This window comes from Peptoniphilus phoceensis (assembly GCF_001517665.2).
Taxonomy (GTDB): domain Bacteria; phylum Bacillota; class Clostridia; order Tissierellales; family Peptoniphilaceae; genus Peptoniphilus_A; species Peptoniphilus_A timonensis.
In genome coordinates this window covers 104898-126678 of the sequence record NZ_LN999807.1, presented here as the reverse complement: position 1 = coordinate 126678, position 21781 = coordinate 104898, and the positions used below count along the sequence as shown (strand labels likewise).

General features: G+C 32.3%; 17 protein-coding genes and 1 pseudogene. 13 read left to right on the top strand and 5 right to left on the bottom strand.

Annotated features, from left to right (window positions below; all coding sequences use genetic code 11):
- Positions 1-306: 306 nt before the first annotated feature.
- The 5 genes from BN3657_RS01550 to BN3657_RS01530 all read left to right on the top strand — a co-directional run bounded on the left by BN3657_RS01550 (position 307) and on the right by BN3657_RS01530 (position 6683).
- Positions 307-1737 (top strand): AlbA family DNA-binding domain-containing protein, encoded by a 1431-nt coding sequence (locus BN3657_RS01550; RefSeq protein ID WP_062551490.1) that lies wholly within the window; start codon positions 307-309, stop codon positions 1735-1737.
- Positions 1738-2711: 974 nt separating this feature from the next.
- Positions 2712-3035: a type II toxin-antitoxin system Phd/YefM family antitoxin gene (locus BN3657_RS01545; RefSeq protein ID WP_062551489.1), complete on the top strand. Its 324-nt coding sequence runs from the start codon at positions 2712-2714 to the stop codon at positions 3033-3035.
- Positions 3032-3355, top strand: a complete 324-nt coding sequence (locus BN3657_RS01540) for a type II toxin-antitoxin system RelE family toxin (RefSeq protein WP_062551488.1) — start codon at positions 3032-3034, stop codon at positions 3353-3355. Before BN3657_RS01545 ends, BN3657_RS01540 begins: the two co-directional genes overlap by 4 nt.
- 518 nt (positions 3356-3873) lie before the next feature.
- On the top strand, positions 3874-6273 hold the full coding sequence (locus tag BN3657_RS01535; protein WP_230204168.1) for an S-layer homology domain-containing protein: 2400 nt from the start codon (positions 3874-3876) through the stop codon (positions 6271-6273).
- 152 nt (positions 6274-6425) lie between these two features.
- Complete coding sequence (locus BN3657_RS01530; RefSeq protein ID WP_062551487.1) at positions 6426-6683, top strand: hypothetical protein; 258 nt, start codon at positions 6426-6428, stop codon at positions 6681-6683.
- 402 nt (positions 6684-7085) lie between these two features.
- On the opposite strand, the gene BN3657_RS01525 is transcribed toward BN3657_RS01530, so the two are convergent.
- Together BN3657_RS01525 and BN3657_RS01520 are read right to left on the bottom strand one after the other, a co-directional pair.
- Complete coding sequence (locus BN3657_RS01525; RefSeq protein WP_082676811.1) at positions 7086-7418, bottom strand: type II toxin-antitoxin system death-on-curing family toxin; 333 nt, start codon at positions 7416-7418, stop codon at positions 7086-7088.
- A gap of 44 nt (positions 7419-7462) precedes the next feature.
- Positions 7463-7714, bottom strand: coding sequence for a type II toxin-antitoxin system RelB/DinJ family antitoxin (locus BN3657_RS01520; protein ID WP_062551485.1), 252 nt, complete (start codon positions 7712-7714; stop codon positions 7463-7465).
- A gap of 765 nt (positions 7715-8479) precedes the next feature.
- On the opposite strand from BN3657_RS01520, the pseudogene tnpA reads away from it, so the two are divergent.
- Positions 8480-8931: pseudogene (tnpA, locus tag BN3657_RS01510) on the top strand (IS200/IS605 family transposase).
- Between the two features lie 455 nt (positions 8932-9386).
- Here the strand turns inward: tnpA and BN3657_RS01505 are convergent.
- Genes BN3657_RS01505 through cysK form a run of 3 tightly spaced genes read right to left on the bottom strand, consistent with a single transcriptional unit; the run spans position 9387 to position 11684 of the window.
- Positions 9387-10217 (bottom strand): deoxyribonuclease IV, encoded by an 831-nt coding sequence (locus tag BN3657_RS01505; protein ID WP_062551483.1) that lies wholly within the window; start codon positions 10215-10217, stop codon positions 9387-9389.
- Between the two features lie 32 nt (positions 10218-10249).
- Positions 10250-10801, bottom strand: a complete 552-nt coding sequence (epsC, locus tag BN3657_RS01500; protein ID WP_062551482.1) for a serine O-acetyltransferase EpsC — start codon at positions 10799-10801, stop codon at positions 10250-10252.
- Positions 10794-11684, bottom strand: a complete 891-nt coding sequence (gene cysK / locus BN3657_RS01495; protein WP_062551481.1) for a cysteine synthase A — start codon at positions 11682-11684, stop codon at positions 10794-10796. The genes epsC and cysK overlap by 8 nt, the downstream gene beginning before the upstream one ends.
- Before the next feature lie 1047 nt (positions 11685-12731).
- Between cysK and glmU the strand changes: the two genes are divergently transcribed.
- From glmU to BN3657_RS01460, 7 genes are all read left to right on the top strand, one after another.
- On the top strand, positions 12732-14111 hold the full coding sequence (glmU, locus tag BN3657_RS01490; RefSeq protein WP_062551480.1) for a bifunctional UDP-N-acetylglucosamine diphosphorylase/glucosamine-1-phosphate N-acetyltransferase GlmU: 1380 nt from the start codon (positions 12732-12734) through the stop codon (positions 14109-14111).
- 14 nt (positions 14112-14125) lie between these two features.
- Positions 14126-15076: a ribose-phosphate diphosphokinase gene (locus BN3657_RS01485; RefSeq protein WP_062551479.1), complete on the top strand. Its 951-nt coding sequence runs from the start codon at positions 14126-14128 to the stop codon at positions 15074-15076.
- 9 nt (positions 15077-15085) lie between these two features.
- Positions 15086-15655 carry an aminoacyl-tRNA hydrolase gene (gene pth, locus BN3657_RS01480; RefSeq protein ID WP_062551478.1) on the top strand — a complete coding sequence of 190 codons (570 nt, stop codon included), beginning with the start codon at positions 15086-15088 and terminating at the stop codon, positions 15653-15655.
- Between the two features lie 8 nt (positions 15656-15663).
- Positions 15664-19146 (top strand): transcription-repair coupling factor, encoded by a 3483-nt coding sequence (gene mfd / locus BN3657_RS01475; RefSeq protein WP_062551477.1) that lies wholly within the window; start codon positions 15664-15666, stop codon positions 19144-19146.
- Positions 19147-19198: 52 nt separating this feature from the next.
- Positions 19199-20290: a peptidylprolyl isomerase gene (locus BN3657_RS01470; protein WP_062551476.1), complete on the top strand. Its 1092-nt coding sequence runs from the start codon at positions 19199-19201 to the stop codon at positions 20288-20290.
- A 202-nt stretch (positions 20291-20492) separates the two neighbouring features.
- Positions 20493-21428: a DNA-binding protein WhiA gene (gene whiA, locus BN3657_RS01465; RefSeq protein ID WP_019138622.1), complete on the top strand. Its 936-nt coding sequence runs from the start codon at positions 20493-20495 to the stop codon at positions 21426-21428.
- A 1-nt stretch (position 21429) separates the two neighbouring features.
- Positions 21430-21696: an HPr family phosphocarrier protein gene (locus BN3657_RS01460; protein WP_062551475.1), complete on the top strand. Its 267-nt coding sequence runs from the start codon at positions 21430-21432 to the stop codon at positions 21694-21696.
- Positions 21697-21781: the final 85 nt, after the last annotated feature.

Genomic DNA, 21781 nt, shown 5'->3' with positions numbered 1-21781 from the left:
AAATTTATTAAATAAGGATAAAAAATTAATGGATAGATAAATAAAAAATATGAGTGCAAATTTAGTAAAAGATATGAATTTTCTGTGTTTGAAAAAAAAGAAGATCTAGTTGATGTGAGATTTTTCAATTGTTTCACTTGTAATAGGAGAAGTTATAGGTGCAGGATATTATTTTAAAGTAGTTAGAGATAAAGATGAAAAAGAGATATTAAATACAGTACTATAAACTACTTTAAAAATCGATCCTTAACAATAGAATAAACATGGTAAAATTAAGTATAATATTTGCTTGAGAGGAGGGATACTTTGAACTTAAAAGACTATCTTGGAGAAACAAATCTATATGACAAAAAAGAAAAATTAGAAACAAATAAACCTAAGTCTTGGTTAAAATCTGTTTCAGCTTTTGCCAACGGTCGAGGTGGGAAGCTAATATTTGGAGTAAAAGAAGATAACACAATCCTTGGACTTAGTGAATATCAAGAGACTTCTGAAAGTATTTCAGAAATCATAAAATCTAAAATGGATCCTAACCCCGAAATTGATATGGAGATACAAGAGATAGATGAGAAAATAATTTTAATTCTAACAATCTTTGCAGGTAAAAATACTCCTTATTTTGTAGTAGATGGTGGTTCTAGAACAGCCTACAAGAGAGTAGGAAATCAAAGTGTCCCTGCAGGTCGAATTGATCTTTTTAATTTGTCTTTAAAGGGAGAACATATAAGTTATGACTCACTAGAATCAAAGAAAAGATTAGAAAATGTAACTTTTAAAGAACTTAGCATAGAATATAAAAATAGAACAGAAAAAGAATTTGAAGAAAAAGATTTAAAATCTTTTGGGCTTGTAAATGATGAGGGCAACCTAACCATAGCAGGAGCACTCTTTGCAGACGATTATCAAGTTTATCAGTCAAGAGTATTTTGTACTAGATGGAATGGTCTAACTAAAGCGAATGGAAGAATAGATGCCTTAGATGATGCTGAATTTGAAGGTAATATAATTTATCTTTTAAAAGCAAGTTTGGACTTTGTAAAAAGAAACACCAAAAAGATGTGGAAAAAAGGTCCAGTCTATAGAATAGAATATCCAGAATATCCAGAAAGAGCAGTTCAAGAGGCTTTAGTAAATGCACTAATTCACAGGGATTATTCAGTATTTGGAAGTGAAGTTCATGTAGATATCTATGATGACAGATTAGAAATATATTCTCCTGGAGGTATGTATGACGGAACTTTCGTGCAGGATCTCAATCCATTAAATGTATCTTCCACAAGAAGAAATCCAATCATAGCAGATGTATTTGCAAGAATGGATTTAATGGAAAGACGTGGATCAGGACTTAGAAAAATCATAGAAGCCTATAAAGCAGAAGAAAATTATAAAGAAGAATTAAAGCCAGGGTTTAAGTCAACAGAATCTTCTTTTATTACAATTCTGAAGAATTTAAATTATGACATCCAAAATGAAGGTGAAAGTGACACCCAAAATGTCGGTCAAAATGTCGGTCAAAATGTCGGTCAAAATGTCGGTCAAAAATTAAAACCAAATGATAGACGTGAAAAAATTATTGATATAATAAAGGGCAATCCTAAAATTACGGCTTATGATTTATCTAAACAATTTGGTGTAACCGATAGAACTATTGAAAGAGATTTAAAAGTTCTCACAGATGAAAAAACAATAAAGTATGTCGGTAGTGCTAAGGATGGGTATTGGGAAGTTAATCAATAAGGTGTTTTTTCTAAAAACTGAGTGGTTTTTATAATTTTTTATAAAGATATTATCTATATAGTTTTTTGTAAAGCCTGAGGCTTTAAAATTTTTTATCCGGAGGAGGTTAGGACCTTTCGATTGGTCCTTCCCCCTCCGGACCACCCCCAAAACCTTCAACGACCTGGCAGGGGCCTTGGCAAACAACCCCGAGCGGCAGACAGCCTAAAATTCAAAACTCGTTAAGCTTACATTTTTAAGATTAAAAAAATTATCAATCAATTAAGATTACGCCTTAATTACTTATAAACTCAATCGCTTAACTCAAACAGTTGAATTTTTTAACGGATGTCTTGCCTTACGGTGTTACATAAGATTACTAATTGGTTTTACCTCTACATGTTTTCAAACTTATGTAGAGTTATTTAGAAAAACTTAATAACTTATAAAAATTTTTACATCAAAAGAAGCTTAGTTGAATAAAACTAAGCTTTTTCTTTTTATAGTCTTGTATTTAATTGTGAGTTTGGCAAGTGTGTTCCAGCTTATTGAGATTTTATGAGGATGTAGATTTGGTAAATATCTAGCAAGTTTATAAGGCAGTAAGCAAAAAGTTCGAAGGCGTAAAAAAAATTTTGCTGTTTGAGCGAATGAAATGAGCGAGTTCAAAATTTTAGCCGTAGAGCTTTTTGCGTATTAAAGGGACGGGCCCCTGCCAGGGCGAGGGGATAGGAGGGAGGTTTAAGGAGGGGGAAAGGGGCCTCGCCTGCCCCTTGCTCCCCCTCCTTATAGAGTTTTAAAGCCTTAGGCTTTAGAAATAGATTCATAAAGACAGGGTCTTTTCAAATAAATTTCACGATGTCCCTAAGCCCCTCCAATAAGGTTCATAAAAGTGTCAGCTTTTAAAATAATTTTAAAACAATTTTAACAACAATTTTATCGATAAATATACCTATCTTTTTATCCTTGTGTTATAATGACAATGAGGTGATTATATGAACTTTATTAAACAAATTTCTAATAGAACTGTATCTATATCTGATTTTAACAGAGGTCTTGCAGGTAGAATTTTTGATGATGTTAAGTCAAATGGATCAAAAGTTGTATTAAAAAATAATACACCTGAGTGCGTTCTTCTTTCACCAGAGGAGTATTCAAGACTAATGGATGAAGTTGAGGATGCAAGGGACTTAATGCTTGCTAAGTCAAGACTTGAATCCATGAATGAAATTGAAGTTATTTCAAAAGAAGATATTGAAAAAGCATTTAAGATGAACTTCGATGACATTGAACCTCTTAGTGAAGATGAGTTTGAATGATGTACAAGCTATCTTTTATTAAGCAGGCAGCAGAAGATTACGAAGCCTTAGATGGTTCACAAAGAAAAATTGTAGATAAAGCAATAAAAAGAATATTAATAAATCCATTACCCAATACAGAAGGAGGATATGGGAAGCCACTAGGAAACCAAAGCAATTCATCATTAGCAGGACTTATGAAAATAAAATTAAAAAGTTCAGGACTTAGAATCGTCTACAAATTAGAAAAACACGAAGATAATGTCTTGATAATTATAATAGGGGCAAGAGCAGACTCCAAAGTCTATAAAGAAGCAGAGAAAAGAATGAAGGATCTATAAGAAATATTAATGCCATGGGCTTTACAAAGCAATTAAAAAGCTTTAGCTTTTACAAATTTTATAAAAATTTTATAAAAAAATTATATAAATTCCCAAAAATTTCATCTTTCACCCATTTCTTAAATTCTTCCTTCTTTTCTTTATAAAAGAAAAGAAAAACTTTTTCCACCCTTACCCCAAAAATACAATTGCAAAATTGTAACCACTTTGTTATAATTCTAAATACGGTCCAAAAGACCTATTTATATTAGCACAGGAAAGTGCCAGTAGATGCCAATTACAGACAAAAATCTTAATATTTCATGATAATTTCATGGATGAAATTTATGTAATGTAATTGTAATTTTACAAAGCAAATTTCTAGTGTATAATATAAGCACAAGAGGAACATGACAACTAAATAAAACCAAAAGGCGATATTTATTTGTCGACCTCTTAGCCGAGATAGTTCAGTCTTGGCGACAAAAGTTTGAGACTTTTGTAGAATCTACAAAATTTTTAAGGAGGTCGAAAGACAAATGAACAAGAAAATTATTTCTCTAGTACTAGCACTAGTTATGGTACTAGGAACATTCTCAAGTGTCTTCGCCGAAACAGCTAAAAAAGCTGAAGCTAAAAAAGCTGAAGCTGGAGAAAAAGTTGAAAAAGTAGTTGGAAAAGATAACAAAATCCAATACGTAATCGACAAAAAGCTTGTTGAAGGCTATGAAGACGGAAACTACGGACTTGATAAAAACATCAAGAGATCCGAAATTACAAGATTACTTGTACTAGCTAATGGTAACGAAGAATTAGCTAAACAATTACAAGGATCAATGAAAATCTACTCTGACGTAGATACTAAGCACTGGGCAAACGGAGTTATCACAGTAGGTACAACTGTACCATCTGATGCTAACGGAATTGCTATGCTAGCAGGATATCCTGATGGATCATTCAAGCCAGAAAACGATGTAACTTACGCTGAATTAGCTAAAATGCTAGTAGTTCTTGTTAAAGAAGATCTTACTGCAGACATGGTTAAAAACGCTAAATGGGCATCTTCTTGGATGACTTGGGCAGCTGAACTTGGAATTCTTAACGACGTAACTGTTGCAGATTCTAACAAAGCAGCTAACAGAGCAGACGCATTCACTATGGTTTACAATGCTCTTTACAGAATGAAAGAATTCAAGAGAGTACCAGCTAACGAAACAAGAGGTATTGTTTCTAACTTAACAAACTCTAAACTTACTCTTAACCAAGATAGCGAAAAAGAATACACTATCACTGGTGAAACAGTAATCGTTGATGGTATCAACGCTAGAAAACAAATCGTTAAAGTTAACAGCCTTAACAACCTTGACCTTTACAAAGGATCTCTAGTAAGAATTCTTACTAACGACAAGAACGAAGTAACTCACATTATCGAACTTGGTAACCCAGAAGCTCTTGCAAGAACTGACAAAGAAGATCAACTTCTTGACACTGACAACCACATCTGGGAAGGTGTTGCTGATGCTACAGTAGAAACAAACTACTACAAGAACATTGAATCTCTAAAAGATCTTGACCAAAAGAAAGTTAACGGAGCTTATGCTACTGTAACTCTTAACGGTTCTAAGACTAAAGCTGATAACATTGTATTCCACAATGCTAACAAATCAGTTATCGCTGACCTAAAAGTTAACGACAAAACTGAAATCTATGTTGCTAACCCATACAACAACATTATGAAAGAAGTTAAAGACATTAATGAAGCACTTTCATTAATCGGTTTCCACCACTATGGAGACACTTTCAAGATTCCTAATGTTTACGCTGGATTCGACACAGATTCTCACAAATCAGCTGTAAAATCTTTCAATTCTGAAAGAAATACTGCAAAAGTTATCGTATTTAACGTAGTATCTAAAGATAATGATGGAGACAGATACAGAGTAATTAACTCTTCTTCTTCTAAATTCTCTACTACACTAGAAGATACTGATGGAAAACTTTACGACAGAGACAACGTTCTTAACAAAGCTAACTTCCCACTAAACTATGGTGATTTACTTGACGTTATCGAAACTCGTGGAGACGTTATCGACAGACTTCTTGACCACAGCGATGAAAAAGCATTCCCTGTAGTTAAAGTTGCACAAATCTTTGACAACAATGAAATCAGAGTAGAAGACAGATTCGGAAACGAAACTCTTCTTTATGTAGGCGATGCAGACATCTTTAACGCTAAACAATACAAAGATTTAGCTAAGGGTGACTACCTACAATTCACTGCTAACAACAAAGATGCAAGAGATATCGAAATTGTATCAATTCTTGAAGATACTAAGGACACAAGAGACCTATTTGATAAATCAGGTTCTGTTCTAAACGTTGTTCAAGGTATCCAAGCTAACACTGTTGTTGGTAAAGTTACAAAAGTTAACAACGATGCTTACCCATACACTGTAGAAGTTAAGATTGAAGAAGCTAACTGGGATGCAGGACTTGCTAAGACTACAAAAGTATTTGAAGTAAGTAAAGAATGGGCAGACGCTCTTAAAGTTGGACAAGAAGTTAAATTTAACGTTAACTTCAGAGACAACGAAAGAAACGACTGGGCATTTGACTTTGTTCTAAACGATGGAAAAGATACTTCAGTTAAAGATGAAACAACTATTGAAGAATATTTAGAAAACAAATTCTTAACTGCTATTGAAAAATTAACACCAGCAAACAAAGTAACTGTTGAAAACTTTGAAGAAGTAGCTAAAGAACTTAAAGCTATTGATGATCAATTAGACGCTCAAAAACAATTTAAAGTATTAAGCGAAAATAAAAATCACGCTGACAAACTTCAAGCAGTTAGAGATGCTGTAAAAGAAGCTAAAGCTGAAAAAGAAGCAGCAGACGCAGCAGCTAAAGCAGCTGAAGAAGACGCAAAAAAAAACTAATTAAAGATCTAGCAGATGAAGTAGAACCTTCAATTGACAGTATTAATGTAGATCCTTTTGCAGAAAAATCTTATGATCCTGAAACTAAAACTTTAGTAATTACTATTAAAGATGGTGAAAAAGAATTTACAGCTATTAAAGGAACAGGAGCTATGGTTGCTCTAGAAAAACTAGCAACTGCTAAAAACCTTACTGCTTTTGAAATTGCAGGTAATAAAGTTCCAGTAAAAGACATGACTACTGATCAACTAAAGGCTGCTATTACAACTATAGCTTATTCAACAATAAAAGCTGAAGATGGATCAGTAAACACTCTTTCTGATTTCGTAGGAAACAAACTAGAAGTTAAAGTTTACCTTGAAAAAGATGGTGTAACAGCTGAAGACACTTACACAGTTGAATTTAAATAATTAACTTTATTTAATTAAGCTTTAAAGATAAAACCTGAGAGGAAACTCTCGGGTTTTTCTTTTTACATAATTTTATTTATAAGCCTGATCTAAAGATATAAAAAGTAAAAGGGCAAAAATAAAAGGCTAGCAAAAATTGCTAGCTTTATTTTTTTACTCTCTTTTCTATATAATTTTTTAAGTCCTTTTTATCCATGACTCCACTTGCGACATTTAAACCGATTTTTTTGGACTTCCAGTGCGTGGGGTGAATGGGGTGGTCTGGAGGGGCATACCCATAGGGCACAAGCACACCCATAGGGCACAAGCACCCATAGGGCACAAGCACCCATAGGGCACAAGCGGGGCATTAAGACGCCCACTCGTGCCCAAATGGGTATATGCCCCTCCAGATAAAAAACTTCAACCCTCAACCTTATTCTCAACAAACTTCCTTAACTCTTCCTTACTCATCTCTCCACTTGCCACTTTTAACCCAATCTCTATAATATCTTCATTAGATAAATTATGTTTAATTTCATTTATTTTTAGTAAATACAAAAGTACCATAACACCAATTCTCTTATTGCCATCTACAAAGCAATGATTTTCTATAAGGGAATAAGTTACTTGTATAATTTTGTCTAAGTGTGATGGATATAGTTCTTCTCCATCATAAGTTTGAAATACATTTTCAACTGAAGATTTAAGCAAATTTATTTCTCTGATTCCATAGGATCCACCAAAACGAGAAATTAATTTTTCTTAAAGCATTATAACTTCTTGAAGGCTTACATATTTCATTTTGCCAATTCCTTAAATGCTATATCGTACTTATCCATAATTTCATCAGAAATTTTTTCTAAACTCTTTGTATTTCCTTTTTCCTTTTTATTTAAAGATAAATCCAAAGGTAAAGCCTGATTTCTAATAGACTGTTTGATAAACATATTTATAGCGGCAGAAATATTAAGACCAAGTTCAGAAACCAAAGCATTAAAAGATTCCTTGTCATCATTATCCACACTTACAGTTAAATTAATTTTGTTCATAAAATCAGCTCCTTTAAGGTAATTATAAGTATATTACACATAAATTACAATGGTTTAACCAAGATAAATATTTAGATTATTGTATTTTAAAATTTTTATAGCTTCCTAATTATTTGTAAATTTTTAACTTTATATGACTTCATAAGTAAATCTAACTTCGAACTTAAATAGTGAGCTAATCTTGTGTAAGAAATAAGCAAAAAACTTTTATGTAATATCAGTTCCTTTAGGTAATTATTTGCAAGTTTGGCAAGTGTGCTCCAGCTCGTTGAAGTTTAATAAGGTAGTTGTGCTTGCTAATATCCAGTAAACTTATAAGGCAGTAAGCAAAAAGGATGGAGACGTCAAAAAAATTTCACTGTTTGAGCGAAGCGAGTTGACATGATCTAACCCAATTTGCATAGCAAATTGATGGTAGATCAGTTCGCAAATTGGAGTTTGCGACAATTTGTGGTCTTCTATTTTTAGCCGTAGAGCTTTTTGCTTACTGCATTATTAGTTTATGGTTTATTGGCAAACTTTACGACCGTATAAAATTTCAACGAGCTGGGGCATCATTGCAAAACTTACAATTAAATATAGAATAAAAAACAATAAGCTTAATTCTTTTATGATTAAGCTTATTTTATTGTACCCTTTAGCATGAATAAACCACCAGCTATGCTGGTGGTAGGAAAAAAGCTTTAGCTTCAAGCAAAAAACCTCCCCGTGATAAACTATATATGTTACTGGCAGTAGCATAAATAGAAAAGGGAGGTATCCTGAATGGATAAGAACAGTCTATCATATACAGCTTGGAATTGTAAATATCATATAGTGTTTGCTCCAAAGTACAGGAGACAAGTAATATATGGAAGATTAAAACAAGATATAGGAAAAATATTAAGGGATCTATGTGATAGAAAAGGAATAAATATAATAGAAGCAGAATGTTGTCCAGACCATATTCACATGTTGCTGGAGATTCCACCAAAATATAGCATATCCCAAATAATGGGTATTTAAAAGGGAAAAGTAGTCTAATAATATTTGATAGGCATGCGAATTTAAAATACAAATATGGGAATAGACACTTTTGGTGTAGAGGATATTACGTAGACACAGCAGGGAAGAATGCGAAAAAGATACAAGAATATATAAAAAATCAATTAAAAGAAGATTACATGGCAGATCAAATAAGCATTAAAGAATTTGTAGACCCGTTTACGGGTGAGTAAGTGAACAAAAGCAAAAAATGAACTGACCCCTAAAAGTTGGACTTGAAAACCAACTAAGGGAGGTCAGTTTTTTAATGGCAAAATACAAAACAAAATTTAAAATAAAAGTAGTAAAAGAATATCTATAAGGAAATATTGGCTACAAAGGATTAGCAAAAAAATACTCTATCCCAGATCATTCTACTATTAGAACTTGGGTTAATGCTTATGAATCTCAAGGCTATGAAGGACTGAAACCAGAAAAGATAGAAGAACCTTAAAAATATGCCAAATAAAGATAAAAATTAAAAAAATAGGATATTTAAGTCCAATAGAATACAGAGAAAAGAATGCAGCATAAAAAATACCAGAGAAAATATAAATTCTCTCTGGTATTTGGTCCAACTTAATGGGGTCACCTCATCGACGGGTGGTTATGATTATAAGGGTATTTATATTTTTGTAATTAATACTAATTATTTGCGGAGTTTTTTTAATAATTCTATTTCTTTTTTGTGACCTTCTAAGTCTTGTGGTGTTTCTAGATAAAAGGGAAGGTCTTTTAATTTTTCATGATTTATAATTTTTTCTATTGCATGAAGTCCAATTTTACCTTGACCAATAACTTCGTGCCTATCCTTGTGAGCGCCTTTTTCATTTTTGCTGTCGTTTAAGTGAATTGCATAAAGTTTATCAAGACTTATAAATTCGTCAAATTCTTCAAGGACACCTTCTAAGTCATTTACTATGTCGTAACCTGCTTCATGGACGTGACAAGTGTCGAGGCACACTCCAACTTTTTCTTTTAAGTTAACTTTTTCTATTATTTTGCCAATTTCTTCAAATCTTGATCCAACTTCTGTTCCCTTGCCAGCCATAGTTTCTAAAAGGACAATAGTATCTTGTTCTTCTCTTAAAACTAAATTCAGTTTTTGAGAAATAATTTCTATGGCAGTCTGTTTTCCAAGACCTGTGTGAGAACCGGGATGGAGATTGTAGTAAGTGTTTTTAAAATATTTTAGTCTTTCAAGGTCTTCTGCAAGCACTAAATTTGCAAATTCTCTCACACTTTCTGTTGAAGAACAAGGATTTAAGGTGTAAGGGGCGTGTGCTAAAAGTGGTCCAAATTTATTTTCTCTTGCTATATTCATCAAGTCTTTTATGTCTTTTTCATCTAACTTTTTTATCTTGGAACCTCTCGGATTACGTGAAAAAAATTGAAATGTTGTGGCAGAAATTTTAAGGGCATCTTTTCCCATACTTGCATAGCCCTTTGATGTATAAAGATGGGGACCTATTTTAAACATATTACCTCCTTATAAAACTTTTTATAATAAGTTTAGTGGAACTTATTCTCACTGGGATCGTGGAATTTTACGACTTTTGCTGGCACACCAACAGCAGTTGAGTTGGCAGGGATGTCTGTTAGTACAAGAGCACCTGCTCCTATCTTTGCCCCTTCACCAATAAAAACTGGACCAAGAACTGTTGCACCAGTTCCAATTATTACATTGTTTCCAACTGTGGGATGTCTTTTCTTTTCTTTTTCATTTCCAGTTCCACCAAGTGTTATGTTGTGGTACATGTGACAGTTGTCCCCAATTTCGGCAGTTTCTCCAATGACCACAGCCATGCCGTGGTCAATAAAGAGATTTTTGCCAATTTTTGCACCAGGATGAATTTCTATACCAGTTTTTTTCCTGGCTCTTTGAGAAATCCACCTGGCAAGACTTGTGTGATTTTTTTCGTAAAAGTAGTGAGCAATTCTGTGACTAATCATACAAGATACAATGGGATACATGAAAATTGCTTCAAATAAACTTTTACAGGCAGGGTCTTTTTTTAATATAAATTCCCCGTATTCTTTTAGTCTTTTAAAAAAATTATTCATTTTTAAATAATTCAGTGGACATATATCTTTCTGCTGTGTCAGGTGCAACTGTTACAATATTTCCACCAATTTCCTCTTGCATTTTAAGTGCACCCAAAACATTTGCTCCAGCAGATATACCAACAAGGAGTCCTTCTTCTCTTGAAAGTCTTTTAGCCATTTCGATAGCTTCATCTGATTTTACTCTTATAGTTTTGTCGAGAATTTTTGTGTCTAAAACTTTTGGAATAAAGTTTGCACCAATTCCTTGGATCTTGTGTCCGCCAGCTTCTCCTCTTGTAAGAAGTGGTGATTCGTCTGGTTCAAGTCCCCAAATTTTTATTTTTTCATCTTGATTTTTTAAATATCTTCCAACACCAGATACAGTTCCACCAGTTCCAATTCCTGCAATAAATCCAGAGATGTCTTTAAGATTTTCATAGATTTCTGGACCAGTTGTTTCTTCGTGAGCAAGGGCATTGTACTTATTTTCAAATTGGTTTGGCATGAAGTAATTTCCTGTAGCTACAAGTTCTTTTGCTTTATCCACAGCAGCTTGCATTCCGCCTTCACCAGTTAAAATTAAGTTTGCACCAAAGGCTTCGATTAAATTTCTTCTTTCAACTGACATAGAAGAAGGCATTACAATATTAACTTTATAACCTAGGGCACGACCAATCATGGCAATAGCAATACCAGTGTTGCCACTTGTAGGTTCAACTATTTCCATACCTTCTTTTAAAGATCCGTCTTTTATTGCTCCCTTGATCATGTAAAGGGCAGCTCTATCTTTAATAGATCCTGCTGGATTAGATTTTTCTACTTTTACGAAAATTTTTCCATTTCCAATATTTTCTAATTGCACTAATTTTGATTTTCCAACTGTTTCTAATAATTTTGTCATTTTTTTTCCTCCTGAGTAATTCTAAATAAATAGATATTAAAAAAAGAGTATATGAAATCATATACTCTTAAATCTTTCTTAATATTTTATAAAAGTTTTAAAATATTGATTCACATTCAAATAAGTCCTATAAAATTTTTTATAGAACAACAACAGAATGCTTGGCTTGTGAAATTTTTAAAGTTATTTAAGTTTTTCATTTTTATCGCCTCATCAATATGTTTCGACTATACTATTATTTTTTTGTTTTGTCAAGGAAGAGTAAAAATTTACTTTTTTAAAAAGTAAAGCAAAGTTTTTGATATTAAATTATGTTTAGGTTTTTCTAAAGATTGAGGCTTTAAAGCATATTTATGGAGGGGATTTAGGGAGTTTCGAATCGCCCTTATCCCCTCCATACCTCCCCTGAACACCCAAAACGACCTGGCAGGGGCCCGACCCAGTAATACGCAAAAAGCTCTCCGGCTAAAATTTTGAACTCGCTTCGCTCAAACAGCAAAATTTTTTAACGCCTTCAAACTTTTTGCTTACTGCCTTATAAACTTGCTGGATATTTGCCAAGTCTATATCTTCATAAGACTTCAATGAGCTGGAGCACACTTGCCAAGCTCATAATGAAAAACAATAGTATTTAAGGATAAAAGCTTTTTATTTTTTATTATGTAGTGAGCTAATCTAGTGTATAAAATAAGCAAAAAAATCGGTTATGCGTTAAAAATTTTCAACTGTTTGAATTCGCGAAGCGAATGAGTTTTGAAAATTTAGCATAACCGATTTTTTTGGACTCAACGTACGTGGGGTGAAGGGGGTAGTTTGGAGGGGCATACCCATAGGGCACAAGCGGGGCCTCACGATGCCCACTCGTGCCCAAATGGGTATAAGCCCCTCCAATAATAAAAGAAAAATTTAATACTAAAAAGTATCTTATTAAATAAAAAATATATTTTTGATATTCTAAATCTAATTTTTAAATTAATTATGAAATATTCTTGAATATGAGTGTGAATCTTAGTTATAATGTAAGAAGTAAATAAAAAGAGGTGTTTTATGAAAGTTTCAGTTATCCTGGCAGCAGGAGAGGGAACGAGAATGAAGTCCAAAAAACCAAAGGTACTTCATGAAATTCTTGGAAGACCCATGCTTTTTTATGTTCTAAATTCTTGCAAGCATTCTCAAGTGGAGAAAAATCTTGTGGTTGTGGGACACAACAAGGAAAAAGTGCGTGAGTCCTTTAAAGAAGAAAAAGATGTAGAGTTTATTGAGCAACCAATTGGCGATAATGTACCCTATGGTACTGGATATGCTGTTATGAATGCTCTTGATAAAATAGAAGATGAAGATACAGTTATAATTTTAAATGGAGATACTCCAATTATTTCTAGCTCAACTATTTCTTGCTTTTTGAAATATCACGAAGAGAGAAATAATGATATAACAGTTTTATCTGCTGATATGAAGGATCCTACAAATTATGGACGAATTGTAAGAGATGAAAATGCAAATGTAGTTGCAATAGTAGAAGAAAAGGACGCCAGCGAAAAACAAAAGTTAATTCGTGAAATTAATTCTGGTATTTTTGCTTTCAAGGGTTCTTCACTAAAGTCAGCTCTTTCAAAAATTGATACAGACAATGCAGCAAATGAAATGTATATAACTGATACTCTTGGTATTTTAGTTAAGGAAGGCAAAAAAGTTGATTCCTTTAAACTGAGAGATACTAGAGAAATTCTAGGTGTTAATTCAAGATATGAATTATCTGTTGCAGCAGAAATTTTGCAAAAGAAAATAAATAAAGAGTATATGATAAATGGTGTTGGGATAATTGATCCTAAGTCCACTTATATTGAATATGGCGCAAAAATAGATAGAGATGTCATGATTTATCCTGGCACTCGCATTGACAGAAATTCTGTAATAAAAGAAGGCGCAGAAATTTATTCTTCCACAATTAAAAATTCAACAATTGGAGAAGATGTAATTATTAGGTCATCTGAAATTGAAGATTCTTCAATAGGAAAAGGCACTACTGTTGGACCTTATGCCCACCTTAGACCAAATTCTAATGTTGGGGAAAATTGTAAAATTGGAAATTTTGTTGAAGTTAAAAATTCCAATGTGGGAAATGGTTCCAAGATGAGTCATCTTGCTTATATTGGTGATGCTGATGTTGGAAGTGGTGTCAATATTGGTTGTGGAGTAGTTTTTGTAAACTACAATGGAAGAGAAAAATTTAGATCAAAAGTTGGGGATAATGCCTTTATTGGTTCTAATTCTAATTTAGTTGCTCCAATTGAAGTAGAAGATGAGGCTTATATTGCCGCAGGTTCTACTATTACTAAAAATGTTTTGAAGGGTCAACTTTCTCTTGAGAGAGCACCTCAAAAAAATATAGATGGATGGGTTAAGAGAAAAGGATTTGTCAAATAGGAGGACAGCGTAAAATGAGTACAGTAAACGGAGATATTGTAGTATTTACAGGAAATTCTAATTTAAGTCTTGTAAACAAAATTTGTGAAAACTTGGGAATCGAAAAGGGCGCTTGTACAGTGTCTACATTTTCTGATGGTGAAATTTCAATTGATATTGGAGTTTCTGTAAGAGGTAAGGATGTTTTTGTTATCCAATCTACTTCTTCACCAGTTAATGACAATTTAATGGAACTTTTAATTTTAATTGATGCATTAAAGAGAGCATCAGCTGGTAGAATTAATGCAGTTATACCTTATTATGGATATGCAAGACAAGATAGAAAGACTAAGGCAAGAGAACCTATTACTTCAAAACTTGTTGCTGATCTTTTAACTAAGGCTGGAGCAGATAGAGTTGTTGCAATGGATCTTCACGCAGGACAAATTCAAGGTTACTTTGACATTCCAGTTGACCACCTTACTGCAGTTCCATATCTTGCAAGATATTTTAAAGATATTGTAAATAAAGATGATTTTGTTGTTGTTTCTCCAGACTTAGGTGGAGTTACAAGAACAAGAAAATTTGCCAACGAATTAAATCTTCCTATTGCCATAATAGAAAAAAGAAGACCAAAGGCAAATGTATCTGAAGTAATGAATATTATTGGTGATGTTGACAGCAAGTCAGTAATCCTTGTTGACGATATTGCTGATACAGCTGGAACAATTACAAAAGCAGCTGATGCTTTAAAGGCAAGGGGAGCAAAATATGTTTATGGTGCTGCAACTCACGGAGTTTTATCAGGACCAGCTATTGAAAGATTAGAAAAATCATCTCTTGAAAAATTTGTAATCACTGATACAATTGAACTTCCAGAAGAAAAGAAAATAGATAAAATTGATATTGTGTCTGTTGCTCCAATTTTTGCATCAGCAATTAGAAGGATCAACACATCAACATCAGTAAGTGAAATGTTTGAATAAGGTGATTTAGTGTATATAATTGCAGGACTTGGAAATCCCGGTAAAAAGTATGAAGATACTAGACACAATGTGGGATTTAAGACAATTGATGTCCTTGCGGATAAACTAAATATAAAAGTTAATAAGATAAAATTTAAGGGGCTTGTAGGTGAAGGGAGAATAGCTGGAGAGAAAGTTATTCTCCTAAAGCCCCATACTTTTATGAATAATTCCGGAGAATCAATTGTAGAAATTTTAAATTTTTATAAATTAAAAGCAGAAGATTTAATGGTAGTAGTAGATGACATAGACATTGAGTTTGCACAGCTAAAGATAAAGAAAAATGGTTCAGCTGGAACTCACAATGGGCTAAAGTCAATTGTAAATTTAACAGGAAGTAAAGATTTTGCCAGGTTTAAAGTTGGTGTTGGAAAGAAACACCCAAATGAAGATTTGGCAAGTTTTGTGCTGTCCAGTTTTCCTTCAAAGGATAAAAAACATATTGAAGATGCCATAGATGCTTGTGCCGAAGCCATAATAGAGGCAGTTGATTCAGGTATCGACAAGTCTATGAATTCTTATAACAACAACATTTATTGAGGTGAAAATTGAATTTTTTAATCAATAGTGTAAAAAATCTAAAATCTTTTAAAGAATTAGATAATTCAATAAAAAATTCAAAGAACACTGCAGTCTTTGGTTCAGAGGAGGCAGTGCTCTCTCTTTTTGCGCCTGCATTTTGTGATGAAGGTAAAAAAGTTTGCCTAATTTCACAAAATAGGATGACTGCAAGAAAAGCTTATGAAGATATAGAAAGTATTTCTGATGAAAACTGTGTCTATTATCCAGAAAAAGATGTATTTTTCTATGATAGGGATTCAAAATCAAAAGAAAATACAAAAAAAAGACTTGAAGCTATGGCAGAAATCTCAAGTGGTAGGGCAAATATTGTTGTGACAACTTTAAATGCTCTCACAGCAAAAATATCTAAGCCAAAAATTTTTTCAAACTACAAGATAAGTATAAAAGAAGGAGAAGTTTTATCTCTTGAAGATCTGCCAAATAAATTTTTAGACATGGGTTACGAAAGATTTCCAAGTGTTGAAGGACTTGGTCAATTTTCTATTAGAGGTTCAATAATTGATATTGGAACACAAGATGCAAATTACAGAATAGAACTCTTTGATGATGAAGTAGATTCTATTAGGTCTTTTGAAATAGAAAGTCAAAGATCAATTGAAAAATTGGAAGAAATTTTAATTTATCCCATAGAAGATTTAATTTTAAAGAGTGGGGACAAGGAAAAAATTGCAGAGAGAATAAAAAAGGATATTTCCAAGACAAAATTAGTTGGCAAGGAAAAGGATAGACTCAATGAAAAATTCCTTAGATACGTGGATAGACTTGAAAATGACGAAAGTATTTTAAATAAAGATTTAATCCTTCCTTATATTGATGAGGATGAGATTGGATCTTTCTTAGACTATTTAGATGATTTTTTATTTTTAATTGAAGAACCTACTAGAATAGTTGAAAGAGAAGATGAGCTTGAACTTGCAAATGGGGAAAAATTCTCTATCTTAATAGAAAATGGAGAAGTTACAAAAGCACACGAAAATACTTTTTATAATTATAAGGACATAGTCGACAGGCTAAATGAAAGAAGTTTAATAACTTTTAATGCTCTTTTAAAACCGCCTAAGATGTTTAATCCACAGGATATTGTGAACATCAAGGTAAAAAGTGTCACAAATTATATGTCCAAGATAAAGTTATTTAAAGAAGATTTAGATTTTTATGGAAAAAATAATTTTAAGGTAATTCTTCTTGGTGCAACAGAAAAAAGAGCAAAGAGATTATTTGATCACTTAGTGGAACTTGGATATTCTCCATACTTGGCAAAAAATACTAAAAATGAAAAAATTTCTTCAAATATTGTAGTTACAAGTGGAGCTTTAAATGATGGTATTGAATTTTCTGATTCAAAGACAGTTTTTATAAATTATTCTGAGATATATGGTTCTTTTTCTAAAAAGAAGAAAAAGAAAAAAACTTCTAAAAAGAAATCTTTGAATTTTGAAGATTTAAAAATTGGCGATTATGTAGTTCACGAGGCCCACGGAGTTGGGAAGTATGTGGGAACAACAAGACTTGAAGTTTCTGGAATTCAAAAGGACTATATTGTAATAGAATATGGTGGAGAAGACAAATTATTTCTTCCTATTGAAGCTTTGGATTCAATTTACAAGTATGTTCAAGAAGGCAAGAGAGCTCCAAAGGTAAATAAATTAAATTCTCTTGACTGGAAAAAGAAAAAGGCGCGAGCAAAGAAATCTATTGATGATATGGCAGATGAGCTGATAAAACTTTATGCAACTCGTGAAAATACAAAGGGTTTTGCCTTTAGCGAGGATACTCAGTATCAAAGGGAATTTGAAGATGCTTTTATCTATGAGGAAACAAGTGGTCAGTTAAAATCTGCTGAAGAAATAAAAGAGGATATGGAAAAAGCATCTCCAATGGATAGACTTTTATGTGCCGATGTTGGTTATGGAAAGACAGAAGTTGCTCTTCGTGCTGCCTTTAAGGCAATACTTGATGGAAAACAAGTTGCAATTTTAGTTCCAACAACAATTTTGGCACAACAACACTACAACACCATAAAAGAAAGATTTAAAAATTTCCCAGTTGGAGTTGGACTTTTATCTAGATTTAGAAGTAAAAAAGACCAAAAAATGGATCTTGAAGGTTTGAAAGATGGAAATATAGACATAATTGTTGGAACTCATAGACTGCTTTCAAAAGACGTAAAATTTAAGGACTTGGGACTTTTAATTATAGACGAGGAGCAAAGATTTGGAGTTCGCCACAAAGAAAAGTTAAGGATGTTAAAGGAAAATGTAGATACATTAACTCTAACAGCAACGCCAATTCCAAGAACTTTACAAATGTCAATGATTGGAATAAGAGATATGTCAGTAATTGACGAGCCTCCTGAAGAAAGATTTCCAGTTGAAACTTATGTCTTGGAATACAACAATCTCATGGTTAGAGAAGCAATCCTAAAAGAAATTGAGAGAGGTGGTCAAGTTTATTTCTTATACAACAAGGTTTCGAATATGGAAAATAAACTTTTGGAACTTAGAAAACTTGTGCCAGAAGCAAGTTTTTCAATGGCAAATGGACAGATGTCTGAAAAAGCTCTAGAAGACACCATGATTGAATTTATAGAGGGAAACATAGATGTCCTAGTTTGTTCAACAATTATTGAAACTGGAATGGATGTGCCTAATGCCAACACAATGATAATAACAGATTCAAATAGGCTTGGTCTTTCACAACTTTATCAGCTTCGTGGAAGGATAGGAAGGTCTTCAAGAATTGCCTATGCTTATTTCACTTATGATAGGTCAACGTCAATTTCTGAAGTTGCTCAAAAAAGACTACAAGCTATAAAAGAATTCACAGAGTTTGGTTCAGGTCACAAAATTGCAGAAAGAGATCTTGAAATAAGAGGGTCAGGTTCTATACTTGGTTCAAGACAGTCAGGTCACATTGAAAAAATTGGTTATGATTTGTACATGAAATATCTAAAAGATGCTGTCATGAAACTAAAGGGAATAGAAGTTGAAGAAGAAATTGATACGACAATTGATTTAAAATTAGATTCATTTATTCCAAAGGATTATATAGGAGATGACAAGACAAGACTTGAAATTTATAAAAAGATTTCTGTAATTTCAAGCGAAGAAGATTATTCTGATCTTGTAGAAGAATTAATTGACAGATTCTCAGATTTTCCTGATGAAGTTTCTAATCTAATGGACATTGCCCTTTTAAAGAACAAGGCGCAAAAGGCAAAAGTGTCATCTATTGTTGAGAGAAAGGGAGAATACAGAATTAAAGTTCTGGGAGAAGTTTCTCTTAATGCCATAATGGAATTAAATAATGAATTTGAAAATATTTCTTATTCCATGGGAGAAGACAATGAAATTGTTCTTACAAAGTTAAAATATCCTCTAGATGAGTTGAAAAAACTAGTTACTATTTTGTATTTACACAAAAAGGACACAAAAACTTCCAAAAAGTAGTGTATAATGGAATTATTATATGAGAAAAATAAATTAGAATAAGGAGAGAATTATGAAATTTAAAAAATTTGGTAAATTAGCAGTAGCTATTGCCCTAGCTGGGACATTAGTTGCTTGTAATGGAAAAAAAGAAGGAGTAGCTGCAACAGTTGGTGGAGTTGAAATACCAATGGAAGATTATTATAAATCTTATGCAGCAAGAGTAAATCAACTTACTTCAATGTATGGTGAAGAAGTTCTTAAAAATCAAGAAGACGGCAAAAAAACAACTGAAGAACTTCTAAGAGAACAAGCAATAAATGATTTGACAACAACTGAAGCTTTAAAACAAGATGCAGAAAAATCTAAAATCACAGTTACTGATGAAGAAGTAAATAAAAAGATTGAAGAAATTCAAATGCAACTTGGTGGAGAAGAAAACTTCAACAAATTCTTAAAAGAAAATGGTCTCCCAAAAGAATATGTAACTGAAAATATGAAAAATCAAATGCTTGTTGGAAAATATACTCAAGAAAAATTAAAAGATCTTGAACCAACAGAAGAAGAAGTTAAAAAGCATTACGAAGACAATAAAGATAGCTACTACAAGGCTAAAGCATCTCACATTTTAGTATCTGATTTAAAAGAAGCTAATGTATTGAGAAAGAAAGCTTTAAAGGGCGAAGATTTTGGTAAACTTGCAAAAGAAAATTCTAAAGATACAGGAAGTGCACAAAATGGTGGTTCTCTTGGAGAATTTACATCTGGTCAAATGGTAGAAGCTTTTGATCAAGAAGTTGCTAAGATGAAGGCAGGAGACATTTCTGAACCAGTTAACACACAATTTGGATATCACGTAATTAAACTTGATGAAAAAACTCCTCTAGAATTTGATGCAGTAAAAGATCAAATTAAGGCTGAACTACAACAAGAAAAATTCAAAGACTATCTTGACAAAGTTAAGAAAGATGCAAAAATAAAAACTTACGTTGACACTTCAAAAGATGTTGAACTTCCAGAAGAATACCAAAATTTTGGTAAAGTAGAAAAAGAAGGTCAAGAAGTTAAAGAATCAAATACTAAGGCTGCAGAAAATAACAAAAATGCAAAAAAAGCTAATGCAGATAAAAATACAAAAGTAGAAGATAAAAAAGAAACAAAATAATTTAAAGTAGATTTTAAGCCTGTGATAGAAGAGTTAAGGGCAAAATAATTTAGTTCCTTCTCTTAGCTCACAGGTTTATATTTTTGTAATTTAAGATTTAAGTAAAATAAATTTCCTATATTAGATAAATATCTAATTAAATAAACAAATTATAGTAAATTCTGGTATAATAAAGTAAACTTATTGGTAATGGGGTGAAGAAATGAGTTTTTCATCTGAGGTTAAGGATGAAGTTGCAAAGATAAAAGTTTCTGATTATAAATTAATTTTGTCTGAACTTGCAGGAATCACACCCATGTGTGGGATTTTAAATTTTAAAAATAATAAAATTTCCATGGAGTACATTACTGAAAATGCTCCCGTGGCGAGAAGAATTTTTACATTTTTAAGAAGATATTTTGGATTTGATGTTGAAGTAAAAAATGTAAAGTCCACGCAACTTAAAAAAAATATATTTATTATCTATATATCTCAAGATGAGTCTTGCAGGTTACTACTTGATGAGTTAAAATATATAAAGGGTGCAAGCGTATTTATGATAAATTATGCACCTACTTTACTCATAAAAAGTAAGAATGAGAAAAAGGCCTACATACGTGGTGCCTTTATGGGTTCAGGTTCTATTACAGATCCACAAAAAGGATATCATTTGGAATTTGTTTCTGAAAACGAATCCAATGCAAATTTTTTGATGGAGACAATTAATGAATTTGGTCTCAATTCCAAGCTTATTATGAGAAAGGAAAAATACATAGTTTACATTAAAGATTCAGAACAAATTTCTGATTTTCTATCTCTTATTGGTGCCTATAACTCTGTTTTGAAGTACGAAAATATAAGAGTTATAAAAGATATGAGAAATAATGTAAATAGAATTGTAAATTGTGAGACGGCTAACTTAAATAAAACAGTTAAGTCATCTTACGATCAAGTGGAAGATATTAAGCTCATCGATAGGGAGATAGGGATAGAAAACTTGGATGATGATTTGAAATCTATTGCTAGGATTAGACTAGAAAATAGGTCTATGAGTTTAAATGATATTGCAAACTCCCTAGATCCAAAGGTTTCAAAATCCACTGTTAATTATAGATTTAAAAAACTTAGGAAAATTGCTAACAAGTTGAGGGGTGTATGAAATGATAAGTAAAAAAGTTGTGCTTAATAATGCTGACGGACTACATGCTAGAGCCGCTGCACTTTTTGTAAGAGAAGCTAATAAATTTGCTTCTGATATAAATCTTGAAGCTCACGATGACAAGGTAAATGGTAAATCTATTATTGGTATAATGTCACTGGGAGCTTTTATAGGCGAAGAAATTTCCATTGAAGCTGATGGGGTAGATGAAGAAGAAGCTGTGGAAAGACTTGCCAAATTAGTTGAAAAAGAATTTATTAATCTATAATTTAAATAAAATATTATTTCTTGGAGTTTTGCTTAGTCAAAACTCTTTTTTCATGTCCTTTTATTTGTCCATGGGCTTTGATAAA

What these genes read in the sequence shown, in the direction of transcription:
- BN3657_RS01535 (WP_230204168.1), top strand. Translation starts at nt 3,874, where the DNA reads ATGAACAAGAAAATTATTTCTCTAGTACTAGCACTAGTTATGGTACTA.
- BN3657_RS01505 (WP_062551483.1), bottom strand. Translation starts at nt 10,217, where the DNA reads ATGTTTAAAATAGGTCCCCATCTTTATACATCAAAGGGCTATGCAAGT.
- BN3657_RS01460 (WP_062551475.1), top strand. Translation starts at nt 21,430, where the DNA reads ATGATAAGTAAAAAAGTTGTGCTTAATAATGCTGACGGACTACATGCT.
- cysK (WP_062551481.1), bottom strand. Translation starts at nt 11,684, where the DNA reads ATGACAAAATTATTAGAAACAGTTGGAAAATCAAAATTAGTGCAATTA.
- BN3657_RS01540 (WP_062551488.1), top strand. Translation starts at nt 3,032, where the DNA reads ATGATGTACAAGCTATCTTTTATTAAGCAGGCAGCAGAAGATTACGAA.
- BN3657_RS01485 (WP_062551479.1), top strand. Translation starts at nt 14,126, where the DNA reads ATGAGTACAGTAAACGGAGATATTGTAGTATTTACAGGAAATTCTAAT.
- BN3657_RS01520 (WP_062551485.1), bottom strand. Translation starts at nt 7,714, where the DNA reads ATGAACAAAATTAATTTAACTGTAAGTGTGGATAATGATGACAAGGAA.
- BN3657_RS01470 (WP_062551476.1), top strand. Translation starts at nt 19,199, where the DNA reads ATGAAATTTAAAAAATTTGGTAAATTAGCAGTAGCTATTGCCCTAGCT.
- epsC (WP_062551482.1), bottom strand. Translation starts at nt 10,801, where the DNA reads ATGAATAATTTTTTTAAAAGACTAAAAGAATACGGGGAATTTATATTA.
- whiA (WP_019138622.1), top strand. Translation starts at nt 20,493, where the DNA reads ATGAGTTTTTCATCTGAGGTTAAGGATGAAGTTGCAAAGATAAAAGTT.
- glmU (WP_062551480.1), top strand. Translation starts at nt 12,732, where the DNA reads ATGAAAGTTTCAGTTATCCTGGCAGCAGGAGAGGGAACGAGAATGAAG.
- BN3657_RS01545 (WP_062551489.1), top strand. Translation starts at nt 2,712, where the DNA reads ATGAACTTTATTAAACAAATTTCTAATAGAACTGTATCTATATCTGAT.
- BN3657_RS01530 (WP_062551487.1), top strand. Translation starts at nt 6,426, where the DNA reads ATGGTTGCTCTAGAAAAACTAGCAACTGCTAAAAACCTTACTGCTTTT.